Origin of the sequence: Bradyrhizobium sp. 186 (assembly GCF_023101685.1) — a bacterium.
Lineage (GTDB): Bacteria > Pseudomonadota > Alphaproteobacteria > Rhizobiales > Xanthobacteraceae > Bradyrhizobium.
On sequence record NZ_CP082164.1, the window covers coordinates 9,431,133 to 9,452,500 of the forward strand.

21 protein-coding genes and 2 pseudogenes are annotated in these 21,368 nt (G+C 63.8%); 16 read left to right on the top strand and 7 right to left on the bottom strand.

Going from position 1 to position 21,368, the window contains the following annotated elements; genetic code table 11:
• Positions 1 to 17: 17 nt before the first annotated feature.
• The 4 genes from IVB18_RS44955 to IVB18_RS44970 all read right to left on the bottom strand — a co-directional run bounded on the left by IVB18_RS44955 (position 18) and on the right by IVB18_RS44970 (position 4,382).
• A complete protein-coding gene (locus IVB18_RS44955; RefSeq protein ID WP_247986482.1) occupies positions 18 to 1,889 on the bottom strand; it encodes an AMP-binding protein in 1,872 nt (623 codons plus the stop codon).
• Between the two features lie 43 nt (positions 1,890 to 1,932).
• Positions 1,933 to 2,739, bottom strand: coding sequence for an enoyl-CoA hydratase/isomerase family protein (locus IVB18_RS44960; RefSeq protein ID WP_247986483.1), 807 nt, complete (start codon positions 2,737 to 2,739; stop codon positions 1,933 to 1,935).
• Positions 2,740 to 2,956: 217 nt separating this feature from the next.
• Positions 2,957 to 3,715 (bottom strand): SDR family NAD(P)-dependent oxidoreductase, encoded by a 759-nt coding sequence (locus IVB18_RS44965; protein ID WP_247986484.1) that lies wholly within the window; start codon positions 3,713 to 3,715, stop codon positions 2,957 to 2,959.
• A gap of 70 nt (positions 3,716 to 3,785) precedes the next feature.
• Positions 3,786 to 4,382, bottom strand: a complete 597-nt coding sequence (locus IVB18_RS44970) for a TetR family transcriptional regulator (protein WP_247991883.1) — start codon at positions 4,380 to 4,382, stop codon at positions 3,786 to 3,788.
• On the opposite strand from IVB18_RS44970, the gene IVB18_RS44975 reads away from it, so the two are divergent.
• The 3 genes from IVB18_RS44975 to IVB18_RS44985 all read left to right on the top strand — a co-directional run bounded on the left by IVB18_RS44975 (position 4,318) and on the right by IVB18_RS44985 (position 7,428).
• Positions 4,318 to 4,512: a hypothetical protein gene (locus IVB18_RS44975; RefSeq protein ID WP_247991971.1), complete on the top strand. Its 195-nt coding sequence runs from the start codon at positions 4,318 to 4,320 to the stop codon at positions 4,510 to 4,512. The genes IVB18_RS44970 and IVB18_RS44975 overlap by 65 nt on opposite strands.
• Positions 4,513 to 4,594: 82 nt before the next feature.
• Positions 4,595 to 5,767 carry an acetyl-CoA C-acetyltransferase gene (locus tag IVB18_RS44980; protein ID WP_247986485.1) on the top strand — a complete coding sequence of 391 codons (1,173 nt, stop codon included), beginning with the start codon at positions 4,595 to 4,597 and terminating at the stop codon, positions 5,765 to 5,767.
• A 116-nt stretch (positions 5,768 to 5,883) separates the two neighbouring features.
• Entirely contained in the window at positions 5,884 to 7,428 is a 1,545-nt protein-coding gene (locus IVB18_RS44985; protein ID WP_247986486.1) for an acyl-CoA synthetase, read from the top strand.
• A 16-nt stretch (positions 7,429 to 7,444) separates the two neighbouring features.
• Here IVB18_RS44985 and IVB18_RS44990 read toward each other — a convergent pair whose 3' ends face one another.
• Complete coding sequence (locus IVB18_RS44990; RefSeq protein ID WP_247986487.1) at positions 7,445 to 7,987, bottom strand: methylated-DNA--[protein]-cysteine S-methyltransferase; 543 nt, start codon at positions 7,985 to 7,987, stop codon at positions 7,445 to 7,447.
• A 137-nt stretch (positions 7,988 to 8,124) separates the two neighbouring features.
• Between IVB18_RS44990 and IVB18_RS44995 the strand changes: the two genes are divergently transcribed.
• Together IVB18_RS44995 and IVB18_RS45000 are read left to right on the top strand one after the other, a co-directional pair.
• Complete coding sequence (locus IVB18_RS44995) at positions 8,125 to 8,943, top strand: alpha/beta hydrolase (protein ID WP_247986488.1); 819 nt, start codon at positions 8,125 to 8,127, stop codon at positions 8,941 to 8,943.
• 2 nt (positions 8,944 to 8,945) lie between these two features.
• A complete protein-coding gene (locus IVB18_RS45000; protein WP_247986489.1) occupies positions 8,946 to 9,758 on the top strand; it encodes an alpha/beta hydrolase in 813 nt (270 codons plus the stop codon).
• Between the two features lie 46 nt (positions 9,759 to 9,804).
• Here IVB18_RS45000 and IVB18_RS45005 read toward each other — a convergent pair whose 3' ends face one another.
• Positions 9,805 to 10,260, bottom strand: coding sequence for a carboxymuconolactone decarboxylase family protein (locus tag IVB18_RS45005; RefSeq protein ID WP_247991884.1), 456 nt, complete (start codon positions 10,258 to 10,260; stop codon positions 9,805 to 9,807).
• A gap of 99 nt (positions 10,261 to 10,359) precedes the next feature.
• Here IVB18_RS45005 and IVB18_RS45010 point away from each other — a divergent pair, with 99 nt between their 5' ends.
• The 5 genes from IVB18_RS45010 to dctP all read left to right on the top strand — a co-directional run bounded on the left by IVB18_RS45010 (position 10,360) and on the right by dctP (position 15,841).
• Entirely contained in the window at positions 10,360 to 11,217 is an 858-nt protein-coding gene (locus tag IVB18_RS45010) for a sigma-70 family RNA polymerase sigma factor (RefSeq protein ID WP_247986490.1), read from the top strand.
• A 203-nt stretch (positions 11,218 to 11,420) separates the two neighbouring features.
• Entirely contained in the window at positions 11,421 to 12,098 is a 678-nt protein-coding gene (locus IVB18_RS45015; RefSeq protein ID WP_247986491.1) for a GntR family transcriptional regulator, read from the top strand.
• A 192-nt stretch (positions 12,099 to 12,290) separates the two neighbouring features.
• Positions 12,291 to 13,091, top strand: a complete 801-nt coding sequence (locus IVB18_RS45020; RefSeq protein ID WP_247986492.1) for a phytanoyl-CoA dioxygenase family protein — start codon at positions 12,291 to 12,293, stop codon at positions 13,089 to 13,091.
• A gap of 168 nt (positions 13,092 to 13,259) precedes the next feature.
• The gene (locus tag IVB18_RS45025) at positions 13,260 to 14,573 is read left to right on the top strand and encodes a Gfo/Idh/MocA family oxidoreductase (RefSeq protein ID WP_247986493.1); all 1,314 of its coding nucleotides are present in this window, start codon (positions 13,260 to 13,262) and stop codon (positions 14,571 to 14,573) included.
• Between the two features lie 179 nt (positions 14,574 to 14,752).
• Complete coding sequence (gene dctP / locus IVB18_RS45030; protein ID WP_247986494.1) at positions 14,753 to 15,841, top strand: TRAP transporter substrate-binding protein DctP; 1,089 nt, start codon at positions 14,753 to 14,755, stop codon at positions 15,839 to 15,841.
• 243 nt (positions 15,842 to 16,084) lie between these two features.
• Here the strand turns inward: dctP and IVB18_RS45035 are convergent, their stop codons facing one another.
• A complete protein-coding gene (locus tag IVB18_RS45035; RefSeq protein WP_247986495.1) occupies positions 16,085 to 16,672 on the bottom strand; it encodes a hypothetical protein in 588 nt (195 codons plus the stop codon).
• A 262-nt stretch (positions 16,673 to 16,934) separates the two neighbouring features.
• On the opposite strand from IVB18_RS45035, the gene IVB18_RS45040 reads away from it, so the two are divergent.
• The 6 genes and pseudogenes from IVB18_RS45040 to IVB18_RS45065 form a co-directional block, all read left to right on the top strand.
• Positions 16,935 to 17,165, top strand: a complete 231-nt coding sequence (locus tag IVB18_RS45040) for a hypothetical protein (protein WP_247986496.1) — start codon at positions 16,935 to 16,937, stop codon at positions 17,163 to 17,165.
• A gap of 96 nt (positions 17,166 to 17,261) precedes the next feature.
• Positions 17,262 to 18,389, top strand: a pseudogene (locus IVB18_RS45045) (IS256 family transposase); the annotation flags it as partial.
• Positions 18,390 to 18,446: 57 nt separating this feature from the next.
• Positions 18,447 to 18,848, top strand: coding sequence for a transposase (locus tag IVB18_RS45050; RefSeq protein WP_247983905.1), 402 nt, complete (start codon positions 18,447 to 18,449; stop codon positions 18,846 to 18,848).
• Positions 18,845 to 19,192, top strand: coding sequence for an IS66 family insertion sequence element accessory protein TnpB (gene tnpB, locus IVB18_RS45055; RefSeq protein WP_063676425.1), 348 nt, complete (start codon positions 18,845 to 18,847; stop codon positions 19,190 to 19,192). The genes IVB18_RS45050 and tnpB overlap by 4 nt, the downstream gene beginning before the upstream one ends.
• 47 nt (positions 19,193 to 19,239) lie before the next feature.
• Positions 19,240 to 20,892, top strand: coding sequence for an IS66 family transposase (locus IVB18_RS45060; protein ID WP_247983904.1), 1,653 nt, complete (start codon positions 19,240 to 19,242; stop codon positions 20,890 to 20,892).
• A gap of 77 nt (positions 20,893 to 20,969) precedes the next feature.
• A pseudogene (locus IVB18_RS45065) lies at positions 20,970 to 21,119 on the top strand (IS256 family transposase); the annotation flags it as partial.
• Positions 21,120 to 21,368 lie beyond the last annotated feature (249 nt).

The following is a 21,368-nucleotide window of genomic DNA, read 5'->3' on the forward strand; positions in this document are numbered from 1 at the left end:
TGGAGAGAGTTGCGCCCTCATCGCAGCATGATCACATCCTGGTCCGGCTTGTCGGCATAGAGCCGCTCGACCAGCACAGCCCGGCGCTCGAGGCCGGCGCGCTGGTTGATGTAGCCCTTGTCGGTGAGTTCATTGCCGTCGATCGAGGGCGGCTCGGCCATCAGCATGGCGCGAGCGATGATGCGGCTGCTCGCGCCCTCACATTCCCTGTTGTGCGCCTCCAGCCCGCGCCTGAAGCAGGCGATCACCTCCGGATGCTTCACGGCGTCCTCAAAACTCAGATCGGGATTGCCGACGAGCTGGCGGCAGGCATGCAGGTTCGGCCAGGCCAGCAAGCCGATAAAGGGAAAATCTTGCCCGGCCACGAGCGCGTCATGCACGACGGGCGTTGCGGCGGCGATCGTGTCAGTGCGGAGCGAGCCGACATGGACGAAGGTGCCGGTGGTGAGCTTGAAGTCTTCCACGACACGGCCGGCGAAGATGATGCCCTTCACCGGATCGGCGTCGTCGACAAAGATGCCGGCGTCGCCGATGCAATAAAAGCCCTCCTCGTCGAACATCTTCTGCGTGAGATCAGGCTGGCCGAAATAGCCGGGCGTGACGTTGACGCCGCGCAGGCGCAGCTCGTATTTCGAGTCGCACGGCACCATCTTCAGTTCGACGCCCGGGAACGGCAGGCCGATCAGGCCGACGCGTTCGGTGTCCCAATAGGTTCCGGTCGAGGTCGGCGCGGTCTCGGTCGAGCCCCAGCCGGTGTAGAACACGATACGCTCGCCGGTGGTCTTCACGGCGAGGGCCTGCATGCGGTCGTAGAGATCGTCGGGCAGGCGCGCGCCGCCATACGCCATGATCGAGAGATTCTTGAAGAACGAGCGACAGAGCGCGTCGTCCTTCTCCATCGCTGCCGCCAAAGCAGCGTAGCCGGCCGGCACGTTGGCGTAATAGGTCGGCGAGATCTCGCGCAAATTTCGAAGCGTTTCCTCGAACTGGCCCGGCATCGGCCGGCCGTCGTCGATATAGAGTGTCCCACCATCGATCAGCACCGGGTGAAACGCAGCGTTGCCGCCCATGGTGTGGTTCCACGGCATCCAGTCGAGCATGGTCGACAGTGGGCCGCCGGGCGTGCGCGGTCGCACCTGCATCATCATCGCCGCATTGGCGCACATCATCTCTTGCGTATTGATGACGGCTTTTGGCATGCCGGTCGAACCGGAGGTGAACAGCAGCTTGCCGACAGTGTCGGGCGTGATTTTTGCGATCGAGGCTTCGACATCAGCCGTCACCGGCGTTGCCGCAAGCTCGGCAAAGCTGACGCTCTTGATGCCGTCGCAAGGCCGCACGACTTGAACAACAGTGACGCCGGTGAGATCGAGTGCGGTGAGCGCCTTCGCAAAGGTCGGGCCGTCCTGCACCATCACCACGGCCGGCTTGATCAGGTCGAACAAATATTTCAGCTTGACGTGATCGTGGCTCATCAAGGAGTAGGCGGGCGACACCGGTGCCGCCGGCGACCGCGCCTGCATCGCGGCCTGCGTCACCAAGGCGTGCTCGATCGAATTGCCGGAGAGGATCGCGACCGGGCGGCCATCAAGATCGAGATCGAGCAGCGCTTGCGTCAGCGCATCCACGGTGTCCTTGGCTTCACCGTAGGAGACCTTTCGCCACGCGCGATCAGCGCCGCCGCGCTGCGCCAGCCAGATGCGCTCCGGCGCCTCCTTCGCCCATTTCGCCAGCGAGGCCGGAAGGTGCTTCTCGTAAGATTGCAGGGGAATGCGCGACTTCAGCACCACCGTGCCGTCGTCGCGGCGCTCGACATCGATGTCACGCGCCAGCCACTCCACCTTGCGAAAGGCGGGTTTTGTCATCACCGCCGCCGCGCTCGCACTCATTTTGCGTCTCCCGGAATTTCTTGTCCTTTACGGATCTCGTCGTTCAGCGCCTGATATAGACAGGCTTTCGCTTCTCAAGGAAGGCCCTGATGCCTTCCGAAAATTCCTCGGAGCGGCTGCACAGGACCTGGTTGCGGTCCTCCATCGCGATGACAGCTTCCAGCGATCCGGCGTCCACGCTCATGTTGAGACATTCCTTGGACAGACGCAGGCCCACGGGCGACGCCGTGATGATGGCATCGACGTAAGGTTCGGCGGCTTCATCGAGCTTGTCCTCGTCGACGACCTCGGAGACCAGCCCGACCGCGAGCGCGCGCTCGGCGCCGATGAAGCGTCCCGTGAGGATCAGCTCGGAGGCCACGGAAACACCGACGAGGCGCGGCAGGAAATAGCTGGTGCCGATGTCGCAACCGCCGAGGCCAAGCTTGATGAAGGCGCAGTTCATCCGCGCCGATTTCGTCGCAATGCGGATGTCGGAGGCGAGCGCCAGCGCAAAGCCGCCGCCGGCCGCCGCGCCCTGCACCAGCGCCAGGATCGGCTGCGGACAGCGCCGCATCAACATCACGATGTCGGCGATGCGCCGCTGCGAGTCCAGCGACTCCATAACGCCGGGCGGCTCCTGCTGTCCGGCGCGGCGCTGCATCGCCGCTTTGAGGTCGAGGCCCGCGCAAAAGTTCTTGCCGGCGCCCTTCAGCACCACGACGCGCGTGTCGCGATTGCGCTGGAGGCCCTGGAAATAGGTGTTGAGCGCATCGATCAGCGCAGGATCGAGCGCGTTGAGGCTTTCAGGACGATTGAGTGTCACCCGGTCGACGCCGTCATTGTGCTCGATCAGCAGCGGTTGGGACATGGAGCGCTCCTGCTTACCGCCGGTCGCGGTGCCGATTGCTGCGCCCTCTCCCCTTGTGGGAGAGGGCATGTACGTCGCTAGCCAGGAATTCGCTTGGGTGAGGGGTCTGTCTCCGCGGATAGAGACCCCTCATCCGTCGCGCTCAGGAGCGCAATTGCGCTCCAAAGCGCGCCACCTTCTCCCACAAGGGGAGAAGGGACAGCGGCGGAGTTTGCCGCTACCGCGGCGCCATGCGGATGGCGCCGTCGAGACGGATGGTTTCGCCGTTGAGCATCGGGTTCTCGACGATGTGCACGGCGAGCGAGCCGTATTCAGCGGCATCGCCGAGGCGCGTGGGATGCGGCACCTGGGCACCGAGGCTCTTGCGGGCCTCTTCGTTCAGGCCCATCAGAAGCGGCGTCAGGAACAGTCCGGGCGCGATCGTATTGACGCGGATTTTTTGGCTGGCGAGATCGCGCGCTGCCGGCAGGGTCAAACCGACGACGCCGCCCTTCGACGCCGAATAGGCGATCTGGCCGATCTGCCCTTCGTAAGCGGCGACCGATGCCGTGTTGATGATGACGCCGCGCTCTTCGCCGATGGGTTCTGCGGTGACGAGACGCTCCGCGAACAGGCGCAGGCAGTTGAAGGTGCCGATCAAATTGACGTTGATGATGCGGGCGAACTTCGCCAGCGGATAGACACCGTCCTTGCCGACAATGCGCTGCGAGCCACCGATGCCGGCGCAGTTCATCAGAACGCGCGCGATGCCGTGGGCGCTTTCCGCCTTGGCAATGGCAGCCTTGATGCCGTCCTCGTCGGTGACGTCGGCATGGAGGGCGACGCCCTTCACTTCGGCGGCGACCTTCTCGGCGTTTTCCTTGCTCTGGTCGATCACGCCGATCCTGGCGCCCTTGGCGGCCATGGCCCGGGCGGTCGCGGCACCGAGGCCCGAGCCACCGCCGGTGATGAGAACGGCTACGTCTTTCAACTGCATTTTAGAGCCTCTCCTTGTTATTGGCGAATGGCGAATAGCGAGTGGCGAACGGAGCATGCAGCTCTATTCGCTACTCGCCATTCGCCATTCGCCCATTCAGTATTCCGCCGCAGATCAGCGTTTCCATGTGCTTGATGTATTGCCGGCAGACTTCGTCGGTGACCGGGCCGACGCCGGTCGCGCGAGACATCGCGTGCCGGCCAAAGAACAGGTGATCGCAGGCGCCGATCAGGCTGGTGTAGAACAGCACCGGATCGGTTTGGCGGAATTCGCCGCGGCTGACGCCTTCGGCGAGCAGGCGGCGATGGAAATCGAGCAGCGGCGCCACGAAGAATTTCGAGACTTCGTCGGCGGAGCCTGCATTGGTCTCATGCAGGAGATAGTGGATCAGCCGGTTCATATAGGGAAACCGGTGATAGGCGCGGATGATACCGCCGATATGCAGCTTTAGCTTCGCGGTCGACGTGATCGGCTGCGCCAGCAAATATTCGAGATTGGACAGCTCGGTCGCGGCATCCCGCGCGAGCAGCGCCAGTAGCAGGCCGTCCTTGTTGCCGAAGTGATATTTGACCAGTGCGGCGTTGGCGCCCGACTTCTGCGCGATGTCGCTCAAGGAAATCTCGATCGACGAGCGCTCGATCATCAACTCGCTCGCGGCCACGAGCAATTTCTCTGCCGTGGAATTCTTTCCGCTGGGGAGCCTGTTCGGTACGCTGGTAGTCACGGAGATCCCTGTTCTCGTCGCACGAGCGGCCGCAGATAAGCCCAAGCAGCGCCTCCCCACAAGAGTTAATTGATCGATTGACTAAATGATCTCCCACCCCTTAAATCCGCGCCGACAACCCAATTCGACACAGAACAATCCAGGGAGAAACCGACATGGCCGAGGCTTACATCGTCGCCGCTGCGCGTACCGCCGGCGGGCGCAAGGAGGGCCGCCTCGCCGGCTGGCATCCGGCCGATCTCGCCGCGAAGGTGCTGGACGAACTGGTCGACCGCAGCAAGGTCGATCCCGCCCTGGTCGAGGACGTGATCATGGGTTGCGTGATGCAGGTCGGCGAGCAGTCCAACAATGTCGCGCGCAACGCAATCATGGCCTCGAAGCTGCCGGAGAGCGTGCCGGGCACCTCGATCGACCGGCAGTGCGGCTCGTCGCAACAGGCGCTGCACTTCGCCGCGCAGGCCGTGATGTCCGGCGCGATGGACGTGGTGATCGCCGCCGGCGTGGAATCGATGACGCGCGTACCGATGGGCCTGTCGTCGCAGCTTCCCGCCAAGAACGGCTTTGGCAATTATAAGAGCCCGGGTATCGAGCACCGTTATCCGAACATCGTGTTCAGCCAGTTCACCGGCGCGGAGATGATGGCCGAGAAGTACGGCCTGTCGAAGGATGAGCTCGACGAATACTCCTACAACAGCCATCAGCGCGCGATCGCGGCGACGCAGGCGGGCCACTTCAAGAAGGAGATCGTGCCGCTCGAGATCACCCGCGCCGACGGCTCCAAGGACACCCACCACATCGACGAAGGCATCCGCTTCGACGTCACGCTCGACGGCATCAAGGGCGTCAAGCTGATCGCCGAGAACGGCAAGCTCTCCGCAGCCAGCGCCAGCCAGATCTGCGACGGCGCCTCCGGCGTCATGGTGGTGAATGAGCGCGGCCTGAAGCAGCTCGGCGTCAAGCCACTGGCGCGCATCCATCATATGACCATGATGGGCGGCGATCCCGTGATCATGCTGGATGCACCGCTGCACGCCACCAAGCGTGCGCTGGAGAAGGCCGGCATGAAGATCGACGACATCGACCTGTTCGAGGTCAACGAAGCCTTTGCCTCGGTGCCGACCGGGTGGCTGAAGACCACCGGCGCCGATCCGGAGCGTCTCAACATCAATGGCGGCGCCATCGCGCTCGGCCATCCCCTCGGCGGCTCCGGCACCAAGCTGATGACGACGCTGGTGCACGCGCTGCATCAGCGCGGCAAGCGCTACGGCCTCCAGACCATGTGCGAAGGCGGCGGCATGGCCAACGTGACGATCGTGGAGCGGTTGTAGAAGCAAAAAGGCGAATAGCGTGTGGCGAGTAGCGAATAGTGAGCAGGGGAACGGCGAGTGTCCTTCTTCCCTATTCGCCATTCGCAACTCGCCATTCGCACATCTGAGGAAACGCCATGACTCACCCCTCCATCCACGCCCGCACCACGCCGGACAAGATCGCCTATCAAATGGCCGCCACCGGCAAGGCGATCACCTATCGCGAGCTCGACGAGCTTTCGAACCAGGGCGCAAACCTGTTCCGCTCGCTGGGGCTGAAGGCCGGCGACCACATCGCGCTGTTGATGGAGAACCGCCTCGCGTTCATGGAGATCTGTTGGGCGGCACAGCGCAGCGGACTCTATTACACCGCGATCAGCCGCTATCTGAAGCAGGACGAGATCGATTACATCATCGCCGATTGCGGCGCCAAGGTCGTGATCACCACACCGAAATGCGCCGACCAGATCAAGAACCTGATCAAGGGCACCGCGGGCGAGCCGATCTTCTACATGGTGGATGAGCCGCTGCCCGGCTTTCGCTCCTACGACAAGGAAGCGGCCGCGCAGCCAACAACGCCAGTCGCCGACGAAGTCGCCGGCTACGACATGCTGTATTCATCGGGCACCACCGGCCGGCCGAAAGGCATCAAGAAGGCGTTCGAGGGCAACAAAATCGACGTGCCGAACGCGTTCCTGCGCGTGCTCTGCGCCGACATGTGCGGCATGAACGCCGACAGCACCTATCTGTCGCCGGCGCCGCTGTATCACGCGGCACCCTTGCGCTTCAACATGATGGCGATCGTGCTCGGCGGCAGCTCCATCATCATGGAGCATTTCGACGCCGAAGAATTCCTGAAGCTGGTCGAAAAACATGAGGTCACGCAGTCGCAGCTGGTGCCGACCATGTTCGTGCGCATGCTGAAGCTGCCCGACGAGGTGCGCACCAAGTACAACGTCTCGACGCTGAAAGGCGCGATCCACGCCGCAGCGCCCTGCCCGGTCGACGTGAAGGCGAAAATGATCGAATGGTGGGGGCCGATCCTGATCGAGTATTACGCGGGCTCGGAAGGCAACGGCGTCACCGTCTGCAACTCGCTGCAATGGCTGGAGCATCGCGGCAGCGTCGGCCGCGCCGTGGTCGGCAAGATCAAGATACTTGACGAGAACGACGCGGAGCAGCCGACGGGCGAGATCGGCACGGTCTATTTCGCCGACGCGCCGGCCTTCACCTATCACAACGATCCCGAGAAGACGAAGAAGGCCTACAACGCAAAAGGCTGGTCGACGCTCGGCGACGTCGGCTATCTCGACAAGGACGGCTTTCTCTTCCTCACCGATCGCAAGTCCTACATGATCATTTCGGGCGGCGTGAACATCTACCCGCAGGAGACCGAGGACGTGCTGATCACCCACCCCGAGGTCGCCGACGTCGCCGTGTTCGGCGTGCCGAATGAGGAGATGGGCGAAGAGGTGAAGGCGGTGGTGCAGCCGCACGACCCCAAGCGCGCCGGCAAGGAGCTCGAGGCCGACCTGATCGCCTTCTGCAAGACGCGCCTCTCCGCGATCAAATGCCCGCGCTCGGTCGATTTCGAAGCCGAGCTGCCGCGCACGCCCACCGGCAAGCTGGTCAAGCGCCATCTGCGCGACCGCTACTGGCCGAAGGCGCCGGCGAAGATTTAGAAAGCGCCCGGTCGCCTCAATCAAACAAGCTCGGCGTGTGGTTGACCAGCGCACCTTCGATCTCGAGCATCTTCAATTTCGTCACCACGCCGCCATTCGCGGAGAAGCCGCCGGGCTTGTTGCCGGCCGCGAGCACGCGATGGCAGGGCACCACGATCGGGCACGGGTTGCGGCCGAGCGCCTGGCCGACATCGCGCGACAGCTCGACACCGCCGAGGCGCTTGGCGATGTCGCCATAGGTGACGGTCTTGCCGGGCGGGATGGTGCGGGCGATCTCGTAGACGCCGCGGTTGAACTCGGGAACGCCGTCGAGATCGAGCGGGATGTCGGCGAGGTCATCCGCCGCGCCTGCAAGCATCTTAACGATACGGTCGATCGCCTGCTGCACCTCGGCGGTCGGCTCGGCTTCGCTGGCATCAATATGGCGCTGCTGGATGCGGGTGCGTATCTTCTGCTCGCCGCCCATCGGCAGCTGCACGCCGTTGATGCCGCGCGGACCCCAGGCGATGGCGCACAGGCCGATCCTGGTCTCGAACAGGGTGAAATGCTGGTCGGTCATGGCTTGGTTCCTGGCTTGCTTCCCCGTCGCAGGCCCCCAGTGTGATCTGAAGCCAAATCTAGGCTTGGAAATAGTTGCGATCCACCCGGTTTCCGGGAATCTTGCACAGGAGTTCCTGCCTCTTTCGCGAGCCCCCGATGCAAAGCCTCCACGTCAACGGATATGACATGCCCTATCTCGACGTGGGCGAGGCCAAGGCCGGGCCGCCGCTGGTCTGCGTGCACGGCTCGCTCAACGACTTCCGCGTCTGGGAGTGCGTGCTTGGGCCGCTGACGCAGCGGCATCGGCTGATCTGCGTCAGCCTGCGGCACTTCTTCCCGGCACGATGGGACGGCGTCGGCGACACTTATTCGATCAGCCAGCATGTCGACGATGTCATCGCCTTCATCGAGCAGCTCGACCTCGGCCCGGTCGACCTGATGGGCCATTCCCGCGGCGGGCACATCTGCTTCCGCGTGGCGCAAGCGCGCCCCGATCTGCTGCGCCGGCTGGTCTTCGCCGAGCCCGGTGGCGAGCTCGATGCGAGCCTCGATCCGGATTATGTCGGCGGCCCCTCGCCGCTGCTGGCGCGCTTCAAGGCCTCGGCGGAGAAGATTGCCGCCGGCGATGTCGACGGCGGCCTCGCCGTCTTCGTCGACACGCTGGAAGGACCAGGTACCTGGCCGCGATTGCCGGCGATGGTGAAGCAGAATTTGCGCGACAACGCCTTTACGCTGATCGGCCAGGTCCGCGACAACCGCCCACCGTTCTCGAAGGCGGACGCAGAATCGATTCTGATGCCGACGCTGTTCATCCTGGGCGCGCGAACCAAGGGGCTGCTGCCGAAGGTACTTCATGCACTCGCCGCGCACGTCCCATATTCGAAGACGGCGATCATACCCAACGCAACGCACCCGATGTTCGAGCAGGCGCCGCAAAAATACTCCGAACTGGTCCTGGATTTTCTGGCGGGCTGATCATGCAGACATTTCGCGTCAACGGTTACGACATGGCCTATCTCGAAGTGGGCGAAGGCCCGCCGCTGGTTTGCGTGCACGGCACGCTCGGCGATTTCCGCACCTGGTATTCGGTGCTCGGCCCGCTGTCGAAGTCCCGTCGCGTCATCTCGGTCAGCCTGCGGCATTTCTTTCCCGAGCATTGGGACGCCATCGGCGACGATTACAAGATGGCGCAGCACGTCGCCGATTTGATCGCCTTCATCGAGCAGGTCGGGCCCGCGCCGGTCGATCTGATGGGACATTCGCGTGGCGGGCACATCGCGTTTCGCGTGGCCCGGGCGCGGCCCGATCTGTTGCGGAAACTGGTGCTGGCCGAGCCCGGCGGCGATCTCGACGCCAGCCTGCCGGTACCGGCCGACGCGCCCGCGCATCCGCCGCTGGCCGCGCGCACGGCGCGCTCGGTCGAGATGATCCGCGCCGGCGACATCGAGGGCGCGCTCCAGAACTTCTACGAAGGCATCGAAGGCGACGGCTCCTGGCGACGCGTGCCGGCGGCGGCGAAGCAGCAGTTGCGCGACAACGCCATCACCTTTCTCGGCCAGATCAACGAGCAGCGCAGGTCCTATTCGCTGACTGATGCTGAGGCGATCAGGACGCCAACGCTTCTGATCGGCGGCGGCGCCACCACCGGCAGCCTGTCTGTGATATGGCGTGTGCTGGCCGAACACATCGCCGGCGCGAAGACGGCGGTGATCCCGAATGCCGGCCACTGGATGTTCGAACAGGCGCCGCTGGAATTCGGCGAGGCGGTGAACGCGTTCTTGGCGGAGTAGCTCTCTCACCCTCTCCCCGCGTGGGAAGAGGGTGAGAGCGCCTCGCTCACACCTTCCACGCGCCGACGGGCGCCTTGATTGCCACGTTCAGCCGGTTCCAGACATTGATCGTGGAGATGCCGAGCAGCAGCGCCGAGAGTTCACGCTCGTCAAAATGCTTGGCTGCGTCGTTCCAGATGGCATCCGGCACGGGGTCGGCGCGGTCGGACAGCCGCGTCAGCGCCTCGGTGAGCGCCAGCGCGGCGCGCTCGGTGTCCGTAAAATACGGCGTGTCTCGCCAGGCCGAGACCGCGAACAGCCGCTCGTCGGTCTCGCCGACCTTGCGGGCGAGCTTCGGGTGCATGTCGACACAGACGCTGCAGCCATTGATCTGGCTGGCGCGCAGATGCACCAGTTCCAGGAGCTTTTCCGATAGTCCCTGCTTGGACACGGTGGCCAGGGACTGCAACACATTCATGGCCTCAGGCAGGACCATGACCGGGTGATTCATGCGGGCGTGCATCATCTTGCGTCTCCGTTTGAGAATTGCGACGGTTCCGGTCACATCGGCCGGATTGGCTTCGTCATGGGCATGACGGATCGCGATGAGGGAATGTGACCGATGGCTGAAGAAAATTTTCTCGCCCAACAGTTCGAGGTCAATCGGGACCATTTGCGCGGCGTCGCCTACCGGATGCTGGGCTCGCGCGGCGAGGTCGACGATGCCGTGCAGGAGGCATGGCTGCGGCTCAGCCGCAGCGATACATCCAATGTCGCCAACCTGCGCGGCTGGCTGACCACGGTGGTCGCGCGCATTTGTCTCGACATGCTGCGCGCACTGAAATCGCGCCGCGAGGATCCGATGGGCCCGCATGTGCCGGAGCCGGCCGATGAGACGCGGGAGCGCGAAACGGAAATCGCCGATTCCGTCGGCGCGGCTTTGCTCGTCGTGCTGGAGACATTGCAGCCGGCGGAACGGCTCGCCTTCGTGCTGCACGACATGTTCGCGGTGCCGTTCGAGGAGATCGCGCCGATCGTCGGCCGCTCGGTCGATGCCTCGCGGCAGCTGGCAAGCCGCGCCCGGCGGCGTGTGCAGGGCGCGCCGGTGCCCGAGACGGACCTGTCGCGCCAGCGCACCATCGTCGATGCCTTCCTCAAAGCTTCGCGCGAGGGCAATTTCGAGAGGCTGCTGGCCGTGCTTGATCCGGACGTCGTGTTCCGCGCCGATCAGGCCGCGGTGCGGCTCGGCACACTGCCTGAAATCCGCGGCGCCGATGCCGTGGCGCAGCTCTACAAGGGCCGCGCCCAGGCTGCGCGGACTGCGCTGGTCGATGGCGAGATGGGTGTGGCCGTCATCCTCGAAGGACAGCTGCGCATTGCGCTGCGCATCGCTTTCAATGGCGACCGGATCGTAGGGATCGAGGCCTTGGCCGATGCGGAACGGATCGCGGTGCTGGAGGTGGAGGTGCTGGAGCGCTGAAGCCGAAACGCTTTTTGGCGAAAACAACCCCATGCACAGTAGCCGGCCCCAGCGATATCAATAGCTTAGCGACCCTCAAAAGACGGCTCGACCGGGCCTCGAAGCCCATCTTGACGCCTTCCCCCTCCCGCAGTACCATCGAATACGGAATTCCGTATTCCCTTAATTCCGTATTCCCTTTACGTGTTCTGGGAGCTGCCGGCGTGATCCCTCTCGACCCGTTCCCGAACCTGATCGACCAGGTCTATGCGCGGATCCTGGACGCGATCACCGACCGCACGCTTCAGCCCGGCCAGCGCATCCGGCAGAACGAACTCGCCGACAAGCTCGGCGTGTCGCGCCAGCCGGTGTCGCATGCACTGCATCTGTTGCATCGTCAGGGTCTGGTTGCCGAGAGCGGCCGGCGCGGCTTTGAAGTCACCCAGCTCGATCCGTCACGTATCCGCCAGCTCTATGAGGTGCGCGGCGCCATCGATGCGCTTGCTGCCCGGCTCGCGGCCGAGCGTGCGGCAAGCGACGCCGCGGCGCGCGCGCGATTGGATGCGGCACTTGCCGCCGGACGTCGGATCGATCTCAAGACGACGCTCACAGAGCTCATTGTGCTCGACGTCGATTTTCACCGCGCGATCTATCAGCTCGCCGGCAATCCCGTGATCGAGGAGACGATCGCGCCGCAATGGCCGCATATGCGCCGCTCGATGGCGACGGTGCTCTCGGAGCTCGACTATCGCGGCAGCGCCTGGGCCGAGCATGCGGCGATCGCCGGACACATTCTCGCAGGCGACGCCAATGCTGCCGAGCGAGCGGCGCTCGCGCATGCGCAGACGGCGGGACGGATGACCGAGGAGAGATTGAGGGCTACGGAAGAGGCGGCGGCGTAGCCATTCGCGCCGTCATTCCGGAGCGATGCGACGGGACCGCGCGAAGCGCGGCCCGGGAGCGTCGAGTCCGGAATCCATCGAGCGGCAGAGACTGGGGAGGAATGGATTCTCAGATGCGCAATTGCGCATCATAGCTCGCGCTCCGCGCGCCCCGGAATGACAACAAAAAACAATCAACGGAGGAAACGACTCATGAAACTGTCTCAGGAGCAATTGAAGTTCTTCCACCGCGAGGGCTGGCTGTTCCTGCCCGAACTATTCAGCCAGGAAGAGGTCGACTTCCTCGCGCGCGAGGCGGTCGGCATCTACGACGCCAACCGGCCAGAAGTCTGGCGCGAGAAGAGCGGCGCGCCGCGCACGGCCTTTGCCGCGCATCTCTACAATGAGGCATTCCGCATCCTGGCTGCGCATCCGCGCATGATCGACCCGGTCGAGCAGCTGTTCGGCGAACCGGTCTACATGCACCAGTTCAAGATCAACGCGAAATCGGCCTTCACCGGCGACGTCTGGCAGTGGCACCAGGACTACGGCACCTGGAAGCGTGACGACGGCATGCCTGAGCCGCGCGCGATGAACGTCGCGATCTTCCTCGACGAGGTGATGCCGATCAACGGCCCGCTGATGCTGGTGCCGCGCAGCCAGAACGCCGGAGATCTCGAAGCCTCGCATGACCTCGCCACCACCTCCTATCCGCTGTGGACGCTGGATGAGGCCACGGTGACGCGCCTGGTCGAGCAGGGCGGGATCGTGGCGCCGACTGGAAAGGGAGGCGGCATGCTGATGTTCCACGGCAATCTCGTGCACGGCTCGGCCGGCAACATCACGCCCTACCCGCGCAAGATCGTATACCTGACGCTGAACGCGGTCTCGAACTACATCCGCACGCCGACACGGCCGGAGTACATCGCGCATCGCGACTTCGCGCCGATCAAGACGGTGGAGGACGACGCGCTGCTGCGGCTAGCACGTGCGCCGCGGCAGGCGGCGGAGTAGTTTTTGCGCCGCTTCTCCTACAATCGTCATGCCCGGGCTTGTCCCGGGCATCCACGTTCTGACACGTTTACGGCGCCAATGCGTGGATGGCCGGGTCAAGCCCGGCCATGACGTCTGGGATAGACCTACGCGCTTCATCAATTTCTGCGATCCCCGGGGACATCTCCCATGAACCTCTTCCACCTCCTCCAGGCCCGCGCGGCCGCCGGCAAGCCCGTCCGTGTCGCGCTGATCGGCGCCGGAAAATTCGGCTCGATGTTTCTGGCGCAGGTGCCGCACACGCCGGGGCTGGAGGTGCCGATCATCATCGACATCGACCGCGACCGTGCGCGCGAGGCCTGCCGCACCGTCGGCTGGGACGCCGCACGCATCGCGGCGACGACCTTCACCGATGACGGGGCACGCGCGATTGCCGGCGGCGCGATGGATGTGGTGGTGGAAGCGACCGGCAATCCGGCGGTCGGCATCAAACATGCGCGCGCCGCGATCGCGGCGGGCAAGCATATCGTGATGGTCAATGTCGAGGCGGATGTGCTGGCGGGTCCGCTGCTCGCCGAGGAGGCGCGCAAGGCGGGCGTGGTCTATTCGCTCGCTTATGGCGACCAGCCGGCGCTGACGGCGGAGATGGTCGACTGGGCCCGTGCCACCGGTTTTCGCGTGGTCGCCGCCGGCAAGGGCACGAAATATCTGCCGGCCTATCACGACGTGACGCCGGACGATGTCTGGCAGCATTACGGCCTGACCGCGGGCGAGGCGCAGTCGGCTGGGATGAATCCGCAGATGTTCAACTCCTTCCTCGACGGCACCAAGTCGGCGATCGAGATGGCCGCGATCGCCAATGCCTGCGGGCTCGACGTGCCCGCGAACGGACTGTTGTTTCCGCCCTGCGGCGTCGACGATTTGCCGCATGTGATGCGACCGCGCGAGCGGGGCGGCGTGCTGGAGCGATCGGGCGTGGTGGAAGTCGTCTCCTCGCTCGAGCGCGACGGCCGGCCGGTGTTTCGCGATCTGCGCTGGGGCGTCTATGTCGTGCTGGAGGCGCCGAACGACTATGCCGCCGACTGCTTCAGGCAATACGGCCTGAAGACCGACGCCAGCGGACGCTTCGCCGCGATGTACAAGCCCTACCATTTGATCGGACTCGAGCTGAATATCTCGGTCCTGTCGGCGGCACTGCGGGGCGAGCCGACCGGCCAAGCCACGGGCTTCCGCGGCGACGTCGCAGCCGTGGCCAAGCGCAACTTGCGCGCCGGCGAGATGCTGGACGGCGAAGGCGGCTACACGGTGTGGGGTAAGCTGGTGCCGGCGGCTGCGAGCCTGAAGGCCGGTGCGCTGCCAATTGGCCTGGCGCATCGCGTGAAGCTGAGACATGACGTCGCGTACGGCGCGATGGTGCGGTGGAGCGATGTCGAATTCGACGCCAACAACGAGACGGTGAAGATCCGCAAGGTCATGGAAGCCGCGTTCGCAGCGCAGCATTGAACGGCTGCGCCGGCAGCCCAACCAAAGCGCGCTTGATTTGCAGGCCCCCTTTCGTCATCCTGACCGCGATCCGAATTTGAATTTCGGACGCCAAGGAACGTCGGCCAGCGACGAAGACCAAAGCGACAGCAAGATCGTGATCCCTCGTCGAGGTATCGACAACAACAGAGGGGAAGCGCATGGAACGTCGTAAATTCCTGACGGCAGGCGGATTAGGCCTTGCCGCAAGTGCGATTGCCGCGCCTGCGATCGCGCAATCGATGCCTGAAATCAAGTGGCGGTACGCCGCGAGCTGGCCGAAGGCCCTCGACACGCTCTATGGCGGTTGCGAGTATTTTGCCAAGCGCGTCGCCGAGGTCACCGACAACCGCTTCCAGATCCAATCTTTCGCCGCGGGCGAGATCGTCCCCGGCCTGCAGGTGCTCGACGCCGTATCGAACGGCACGGTCGAGATGGGCAACACCGCGCTCTACTATTATTGGGGCAAGAATCCCGCCTTCACGTTCGGGACCGCATTGCCGTTCGGCCTCAACACCCGCCAGCACATCTCTTGGCTGCTCTGGGGTGGCGGGCAAAGCATGCTTAACGACCTCCTGAAGGAACACAACACAATCGGTATCCCGACGGGCTCGACCGGTGCCCAGATGGGCGGCTGGTTCCGGAAGGAGGTCAAGTCGATGGATGATCTGAAGGGCCTGAAATTCCGCGTCGGCGGATTCGCCGGTACGATCATCGCCAAGGTCGGCGGCGTGCCACAGCAGATCGCGGGCGGCGATATCTATCCGGCGCTGGAAAAGGGCACAATCGACGCCGCAGAGTGGGTCGGGCCATATGACGACGAAAAGCTCGGCTTCGTGAAGGTCGCGAAGTACTATTATTATCCGGGCTGGTGGGAAGGGACCGGCCAAGGCCACAACATCATCAATCTCGACAAGTGGAACACGTTGCCGAAACACTACCAGGCGGCGGTCGAAAGCGCGTCGCGCGATACCTTCACCTGGGTGACCGGCAAGTATGATGCGGTCAACCCGCCGGCGCTGAAGCGGCTGCTGGTCGCCGGCGCGATCCTGAAGCCTTTCCCGCAGGAAGTGCTGGAGGGATGCTACGGCGCGGCCAACGAGATCTACGCGGATCTCTCCAAGACCAACCCGCACTTCAACAAGATGTACACGAGCCTGTCGGCATTCCGGAGCGAATCGCTGGCCTGGATGCAGGTCGCAGAGCTCAGCTACGACAGCTTCATGATGCGGATGCGGACAAGGACGTGAGTCGTTGTACGGCGCATGAGTCCAGAAACGACGAAAGCCCCGGAGATTTCTCCGGGGCTTTTTTACGTGAGCCAGCTGGTCGTTGAGGGAGAGCCACAACCTCTGAGGTCGTCATCGCCCGGCTCGACCGGGCGATCCAGTATCCCCAGAGGCCTGCGTTGGAGAGCTCGCTGTCACCACGATGGCCTCGGCGTACTGGATGCCCCGGTCAAGCCGGGGCATGACAGCGGAGAGTGCGGCAGCTCAGTTCTCATCGTCACCGAGCGCTGCAACCAGCTTGTCGTAATACTTGCCGACGACATCGACGTTGGCCTTGTTTTCGACCGTGGGCGCCGGGGTCTTCAACGCCTCGTTGAGCTCGTCGAGGGCTTCCTTCTTGTCCTTGGCCGGCATCTTCTTGTCGGCCTGCACCTGGGTGATCTGCGCCTTGATCACGGCTTCGGTGCCGACATATTTCTTGGTCGCGGGATCGAAGCCGCCGAGCACGAGGCTGATGTTGTCGACCACGTTGTTATAGTCGTCATAGCCGGCGAAGCCGTTTTTCTTGGCGACGCCATCGAGCTGAGCGATCACTTTCTGGTCGGGCGCCGTGTTCTCCGGCAGCTTCTCGGTGATCCCGTCCATGTCCTTCTGCGCGGCGAGCACGCCGTCGATCTGCTTGTCGGTCAGCGCGATCTGCTTGATGGCCGGCGGCTGGGCAGGTGCGGCCTGAGCCGGCGCAGCCTGCTGCTTGGCCTGGGCGAATGCTCCATCGGTCGCAGCGACCGATAGAACAGCGGCAAGACCAGCGACGCTCAACGCGGCAGCAGCGGCACGAACGAAATGATGCATAGAGATCTCCTCGGATTGGGTTCCCGTTTCGACGGAGCTAGACCTACGGAAGGTGACGTGAACGCGCAATGAACCCGAACGACGCTAGACAGCGATTGTGTCGAACAGAGTCGGCGACGTCGCCAAGGGCACGGCGAATCGGTCACGACTTCGCGAGCAAGCGGCGCGGCGATCATCGATAGATTGTCTTGCGAGCAATTCGATCGTTGCTGAAACATGACCTGCCCATCATGCTTGGGCGGACCAACGAACAGAGAAGAACATGGCTTGCTATCGCGGATCCTGCCATTGCGGCGCGGTGACGTTCCGGATCGACGCGGAGATCGAGGAGCTGACGACCTGCGATTGCTCGCTCTGCGCCCGCAAGAACGCACTGATGACGAAGGTGCACGAGAGCGAACTCACCCTGCTCGGCGGGGAGGATCTGCTGTCGGTCTATGCGTGGAACACCAACCGCGCGCAGCATTTTTTCTGCTCGCGTTGTGGCATCTAGAGCTATGCGGGAAAGTGGGTGATGACGGAATGAGATAGGCGGCGTATCGAGGCGGGTGTCGAGCCTGCCAGAACCTCTCAAGGAGAGCGATACGCCATGAACGAGACTAGCAATATTGTTGCCCTTCGTCAGCCCGACAATATCGACGATCCACTGACCAATATTCTGCGAACTGGTGCGCGGCAGCTTCTGGCGCAGGCCGTCGAGATCGAAGTCGAGACGTTTCTTGCCACGGTGAAGGATTTGAAGCTTGCCGACGGGCGCGCCCGTGTCGTGCGGCATGGTTACGGCCCGGCGCGAACGATTGCGACCGGCATCGGCCCGGTCGAGATCGCGCGGGCGAAGATTCGAGACCGCGGGGCGGCCGGTGACGGCGAGCGGATCCGCTTCAGCTCAGCGATCCTGCCGCTGTGGGCGCGGAGGACCAGGAGCCTGGATGCGCTGTTGCCGGTGCTGTACCTGCGCGGCATCTCGACCGGTGATTTCCAGGAGGCGCTGACGGCCCTACTGGGCAAGGACGCGCCGAACCTGTCGCCGGCGGTCATCTCCCGGCTGACGGCCGAGTGGCAGGGCGAGTACGAGCGCTGGCAAAAGCGCGATCTGTCGGCGCGGCGCTACGTCTATGTGTGGGCTGATGGCATATTCCTGCAGGCACGCATGGAAGACCACGGCGAATGCATGCTGGTGCTGATCGGCGCGACGCCGGAAGGCAAGAAGGAGCTGATTGGCTTTCAGGTCGGCGTCCGGGAGAGCACGCAGAGCTGGCGTGAGCTCCTGATCGACGTCAAGCAGCGCGGGTTGCAGATCGCCCCGGAAATTGCCGTTGGTGACGGTGCGCTCGGCTTCTGGAAGGCGCTTGACGAGGTCTTTCCTGGCACGCGGCACCAGCGCTGCTGGGTGCACAAGACCGTGAACGTCCTGGACAAGGTGCCACTCTCGGTGCAGGCCAACATGAAGAAGGACCTGCGCGAAATCTACTGGGCGCCGAACCGGGCGGCCGCCGAGGCGGCGATCGACGTCTTCGCCGAGAAATACCGCGTCAAGTACGGCCGGGCGGTCGAATGCCTCGCCAAGGACCGTGACGCGCTGCTGGCCTTCTACGACTTCCCTGCCGAGCATTGGGATCACTTGCGCACGACCAACCCCATCGAAAGCGTGTTCGCAACCGTGCGGCACAGAACCGTGCGGACGAAAGGATCACTGTCGTCAACGACAGCAAGGCTGTACTCGTCCGAGGACGGCCGTCTTGCGAGTTCATCCGGTCTGTAGCTGACTGTCGGTATGGATATCCTTACTGATAGTCGCCAAGTGAGTCGCCTTGAAATTGTGGAGACTGGTCGGCGTCGGCGCTGGTCGGCTGCGGAGAAGCTGCGGATTGTCGAGGAAAGTTGTTCGGGTCCGCGGCTGGTGTCGGCGACAGCACGGCATCATGGGCTTTCGAAACAGCTTCTGTTTTCGTGGCGCAAGGCCTATCGCGAAGGACAGCTTGGCGGCTGTCAGGTCGGTGGATTTGTGCCGGCCCGGATTGTGTCGGAGGTCCAGTCGACGACGGAGCGTGCGGCACCGGCGGCGACTGGCACTCTGGAAGTCGTGACCGCGAATGGCCGACGCGTGATCGTGGATCGCAACGTCGATGTCGCGGTTTTGCTACGGATCATGCGAGGGCTGGAGACACTACCGTGATCCCGATCCCGACGGGCGTGCGAGTGTGGCTGGCGACGGGCCATACCGACATGCGGTGCGGCTTTCCGAGCCTGGCTCTGCGCGTGCAGGAAGTGCTCAAGCGCGACGCCATGGGCGGCGGTCTTTTCTGCTTCAGGGGCAAACGCGGCGATCTTTTGAAGGTCATTTGGCACGATGGCCAGGGAGCATGCCTGTTTACCAAAAGACTCGAGAGAGGAAGGTTTATCTGGCCATCGGTTGCCGGTGAATCGGTAACGATCTCTCCGGCGCAGTTGAGCTATCTGTTGTCCGGGATCGATTGGCGCAACCCTCAAGAAACCCAGCGTCCGACGCGGGTCGGATAGCCGCTTTTACGGTTTGAATCTGCTGCTTGATCTGATTCAATGGCTTCATGATATCGAAGCCAGACGATCTTCCATCGGACCTTGTGAGTGCCCTGGCGGCGCTGCGGGCCGAGCGTGAGGCGCGGCTGCGAGCCGAGGCGGTGGCTGCCAGTGCGCGGGCGGAGCTGTCGGACAACGAGGCGCTGATCGCGCATCTCGAGCTGCGGATCGAGAAGCTCAAACGCGAACTGTACGGGCAGCGCTCCGAGCGCACGGCACGGCTGCTCGAGCAGCTGGAGTTGGAGCTCGAAGAACTCGTCACCACGGCGAGCGAGGATGAGCTTGCCGCGCAGGCCGCAGCGGCGAAGACGCAGAACGTCCGCCCCTTCATGCGCAAGCGGCCGGTGCGCAAGCCATGGCCGGATGACATCGAACGCGAGCGCGTCGTCATTGAGGCTCCAACGACCTGCGCCTGCTGCGGTGGATCGCGGCTGGCGAAGATCGGTGAGGATGTGACCAAGACGCTGGAGGAGATCCCGCGCCGCTTCAAGCTGATCGAGACGGTACGCGAGAAGTTCACCTGCCGCGATTGCGAGAAGATCAGCCAGCCGCCCGCGCCGTTCCATGCCACGCCGCGCGGCTTCATCGGCCCACAATTGCTGGCGACGATCGTGTTCGACAAGTTCGGCATGCATATCCCGCTCAACCGCCAGAGTGCGCGCTTCAAGTGCGAGGGGATCGACCTGCCGTTGTCGACGCTGGCCGACCAGGTCGGCCACGTGACCTTCGCCGTCATGCCGCTCTTCCACTTGATCGAACGCCATGTGCTCGCGGCCGAGCGCCTTCATGGCGATGACACCACCATCCGTGTCCTGGCGAAGGGCAAGTGCACGACCGGGCGGATCTGGACTTATGTGCGGGATGACCGGCCCTTCGCCGGGCCTGCGCCGCCGGCGGCGGTCTATTACGCCTCGAGCGACCGACGAGGCGAGCATCCCCAGAAGCATCTGGCCGCCTTCGCCGGTATCCTGCAAGCCGATTGCTACAACGGCTTCGAGCCGCTGTTCGACCCGCGGAAGAAGGTGCTGCCGATTACGCCGGCGTTTTGCTTTGCCCATGCGCGGCGGGGCTTCTTCGAGCTGGCTGACATCGAGAAAAATGCTCGGGAAGGTAAGAAGGGCAAACCGGTCTCTCCGATCGCGCTGGAGGCGGTCAGACGCCTCGATGCGTTGTTCGAGATCGAGCGCGCCATCAACGGCCGCGGCGCCGACGAGCGGCGCGCCGTGCGCCAGGAAAAGAGCAAGCCGCTTCTCGAGGACATGCACGTCTGGTTGCTGCGTGAGCGCGAAAACCTCTCGCGCTCTTCCGAGGTCCTGAAACCGATCAACTACATGCTCAGGCGCTGGGACGACTTCGCCCGCTTCCTCGACGATGGCAGGATCTGCTTGACCAACAATTGTGCTGAGCGCGCATTGAGAGGCATCGCATTGGGAAGGCGCAACTGGACCTTCGCCGGCAGCCAGCGTGGCGCCGACCGTGCCGCCATCATGCTGACGATGATCACGACCTGTCGCCTCAACGACGTCGATCCCAAGGCCTGGCTCGCCGACGTCCTCGCCCGTATCGCCGATCTTCCCGCTTCGCACCTGCACGAACTGCTGCCCTGGGAATGGAAGCTCCTGCGCCAAGCCGACAAGCCCGCCGATCAGCAGGCTGCCTGACCTTCTCGCAACGCCATCATAGAGCTCGCCGTGCCCGCGCGCATGCGTCAATCAGGCGGTCTTCGTCGTATGCGTACGCAAGGCTGATGGTGTTCAAGCTGGTCGTCGCCGCATCGAAAACCTGGCGGCGGCTCAAAGGCACAAATCAGTTGCCGAAGGTCATCGCAGGTGTCAGATTCAACGACGGCATCGAGGTCATCCACATGCCGGCAAACCACGCCGCCTGATCGCCTCGTCACCCAAAATCCTGCATAGCTCGGCATCTACACGTTTCACCGCAAGCGCGCGGCGCCGGATCACTTCGGGGTCAACGTGTTCTGCCTGGAAGGCTTCGATCCCCGCTCCGTGCCGGTTCGCGCGACCGAGGGCATCGGCATGTCCGTGGTCGATCCGGACGCGCGAGACCAGTGGCCCGGCCCGAGGGACACCGGCTAGGCCGAAGTCAGCTCGCCGAAATGCACAAACAAAAACGCCGC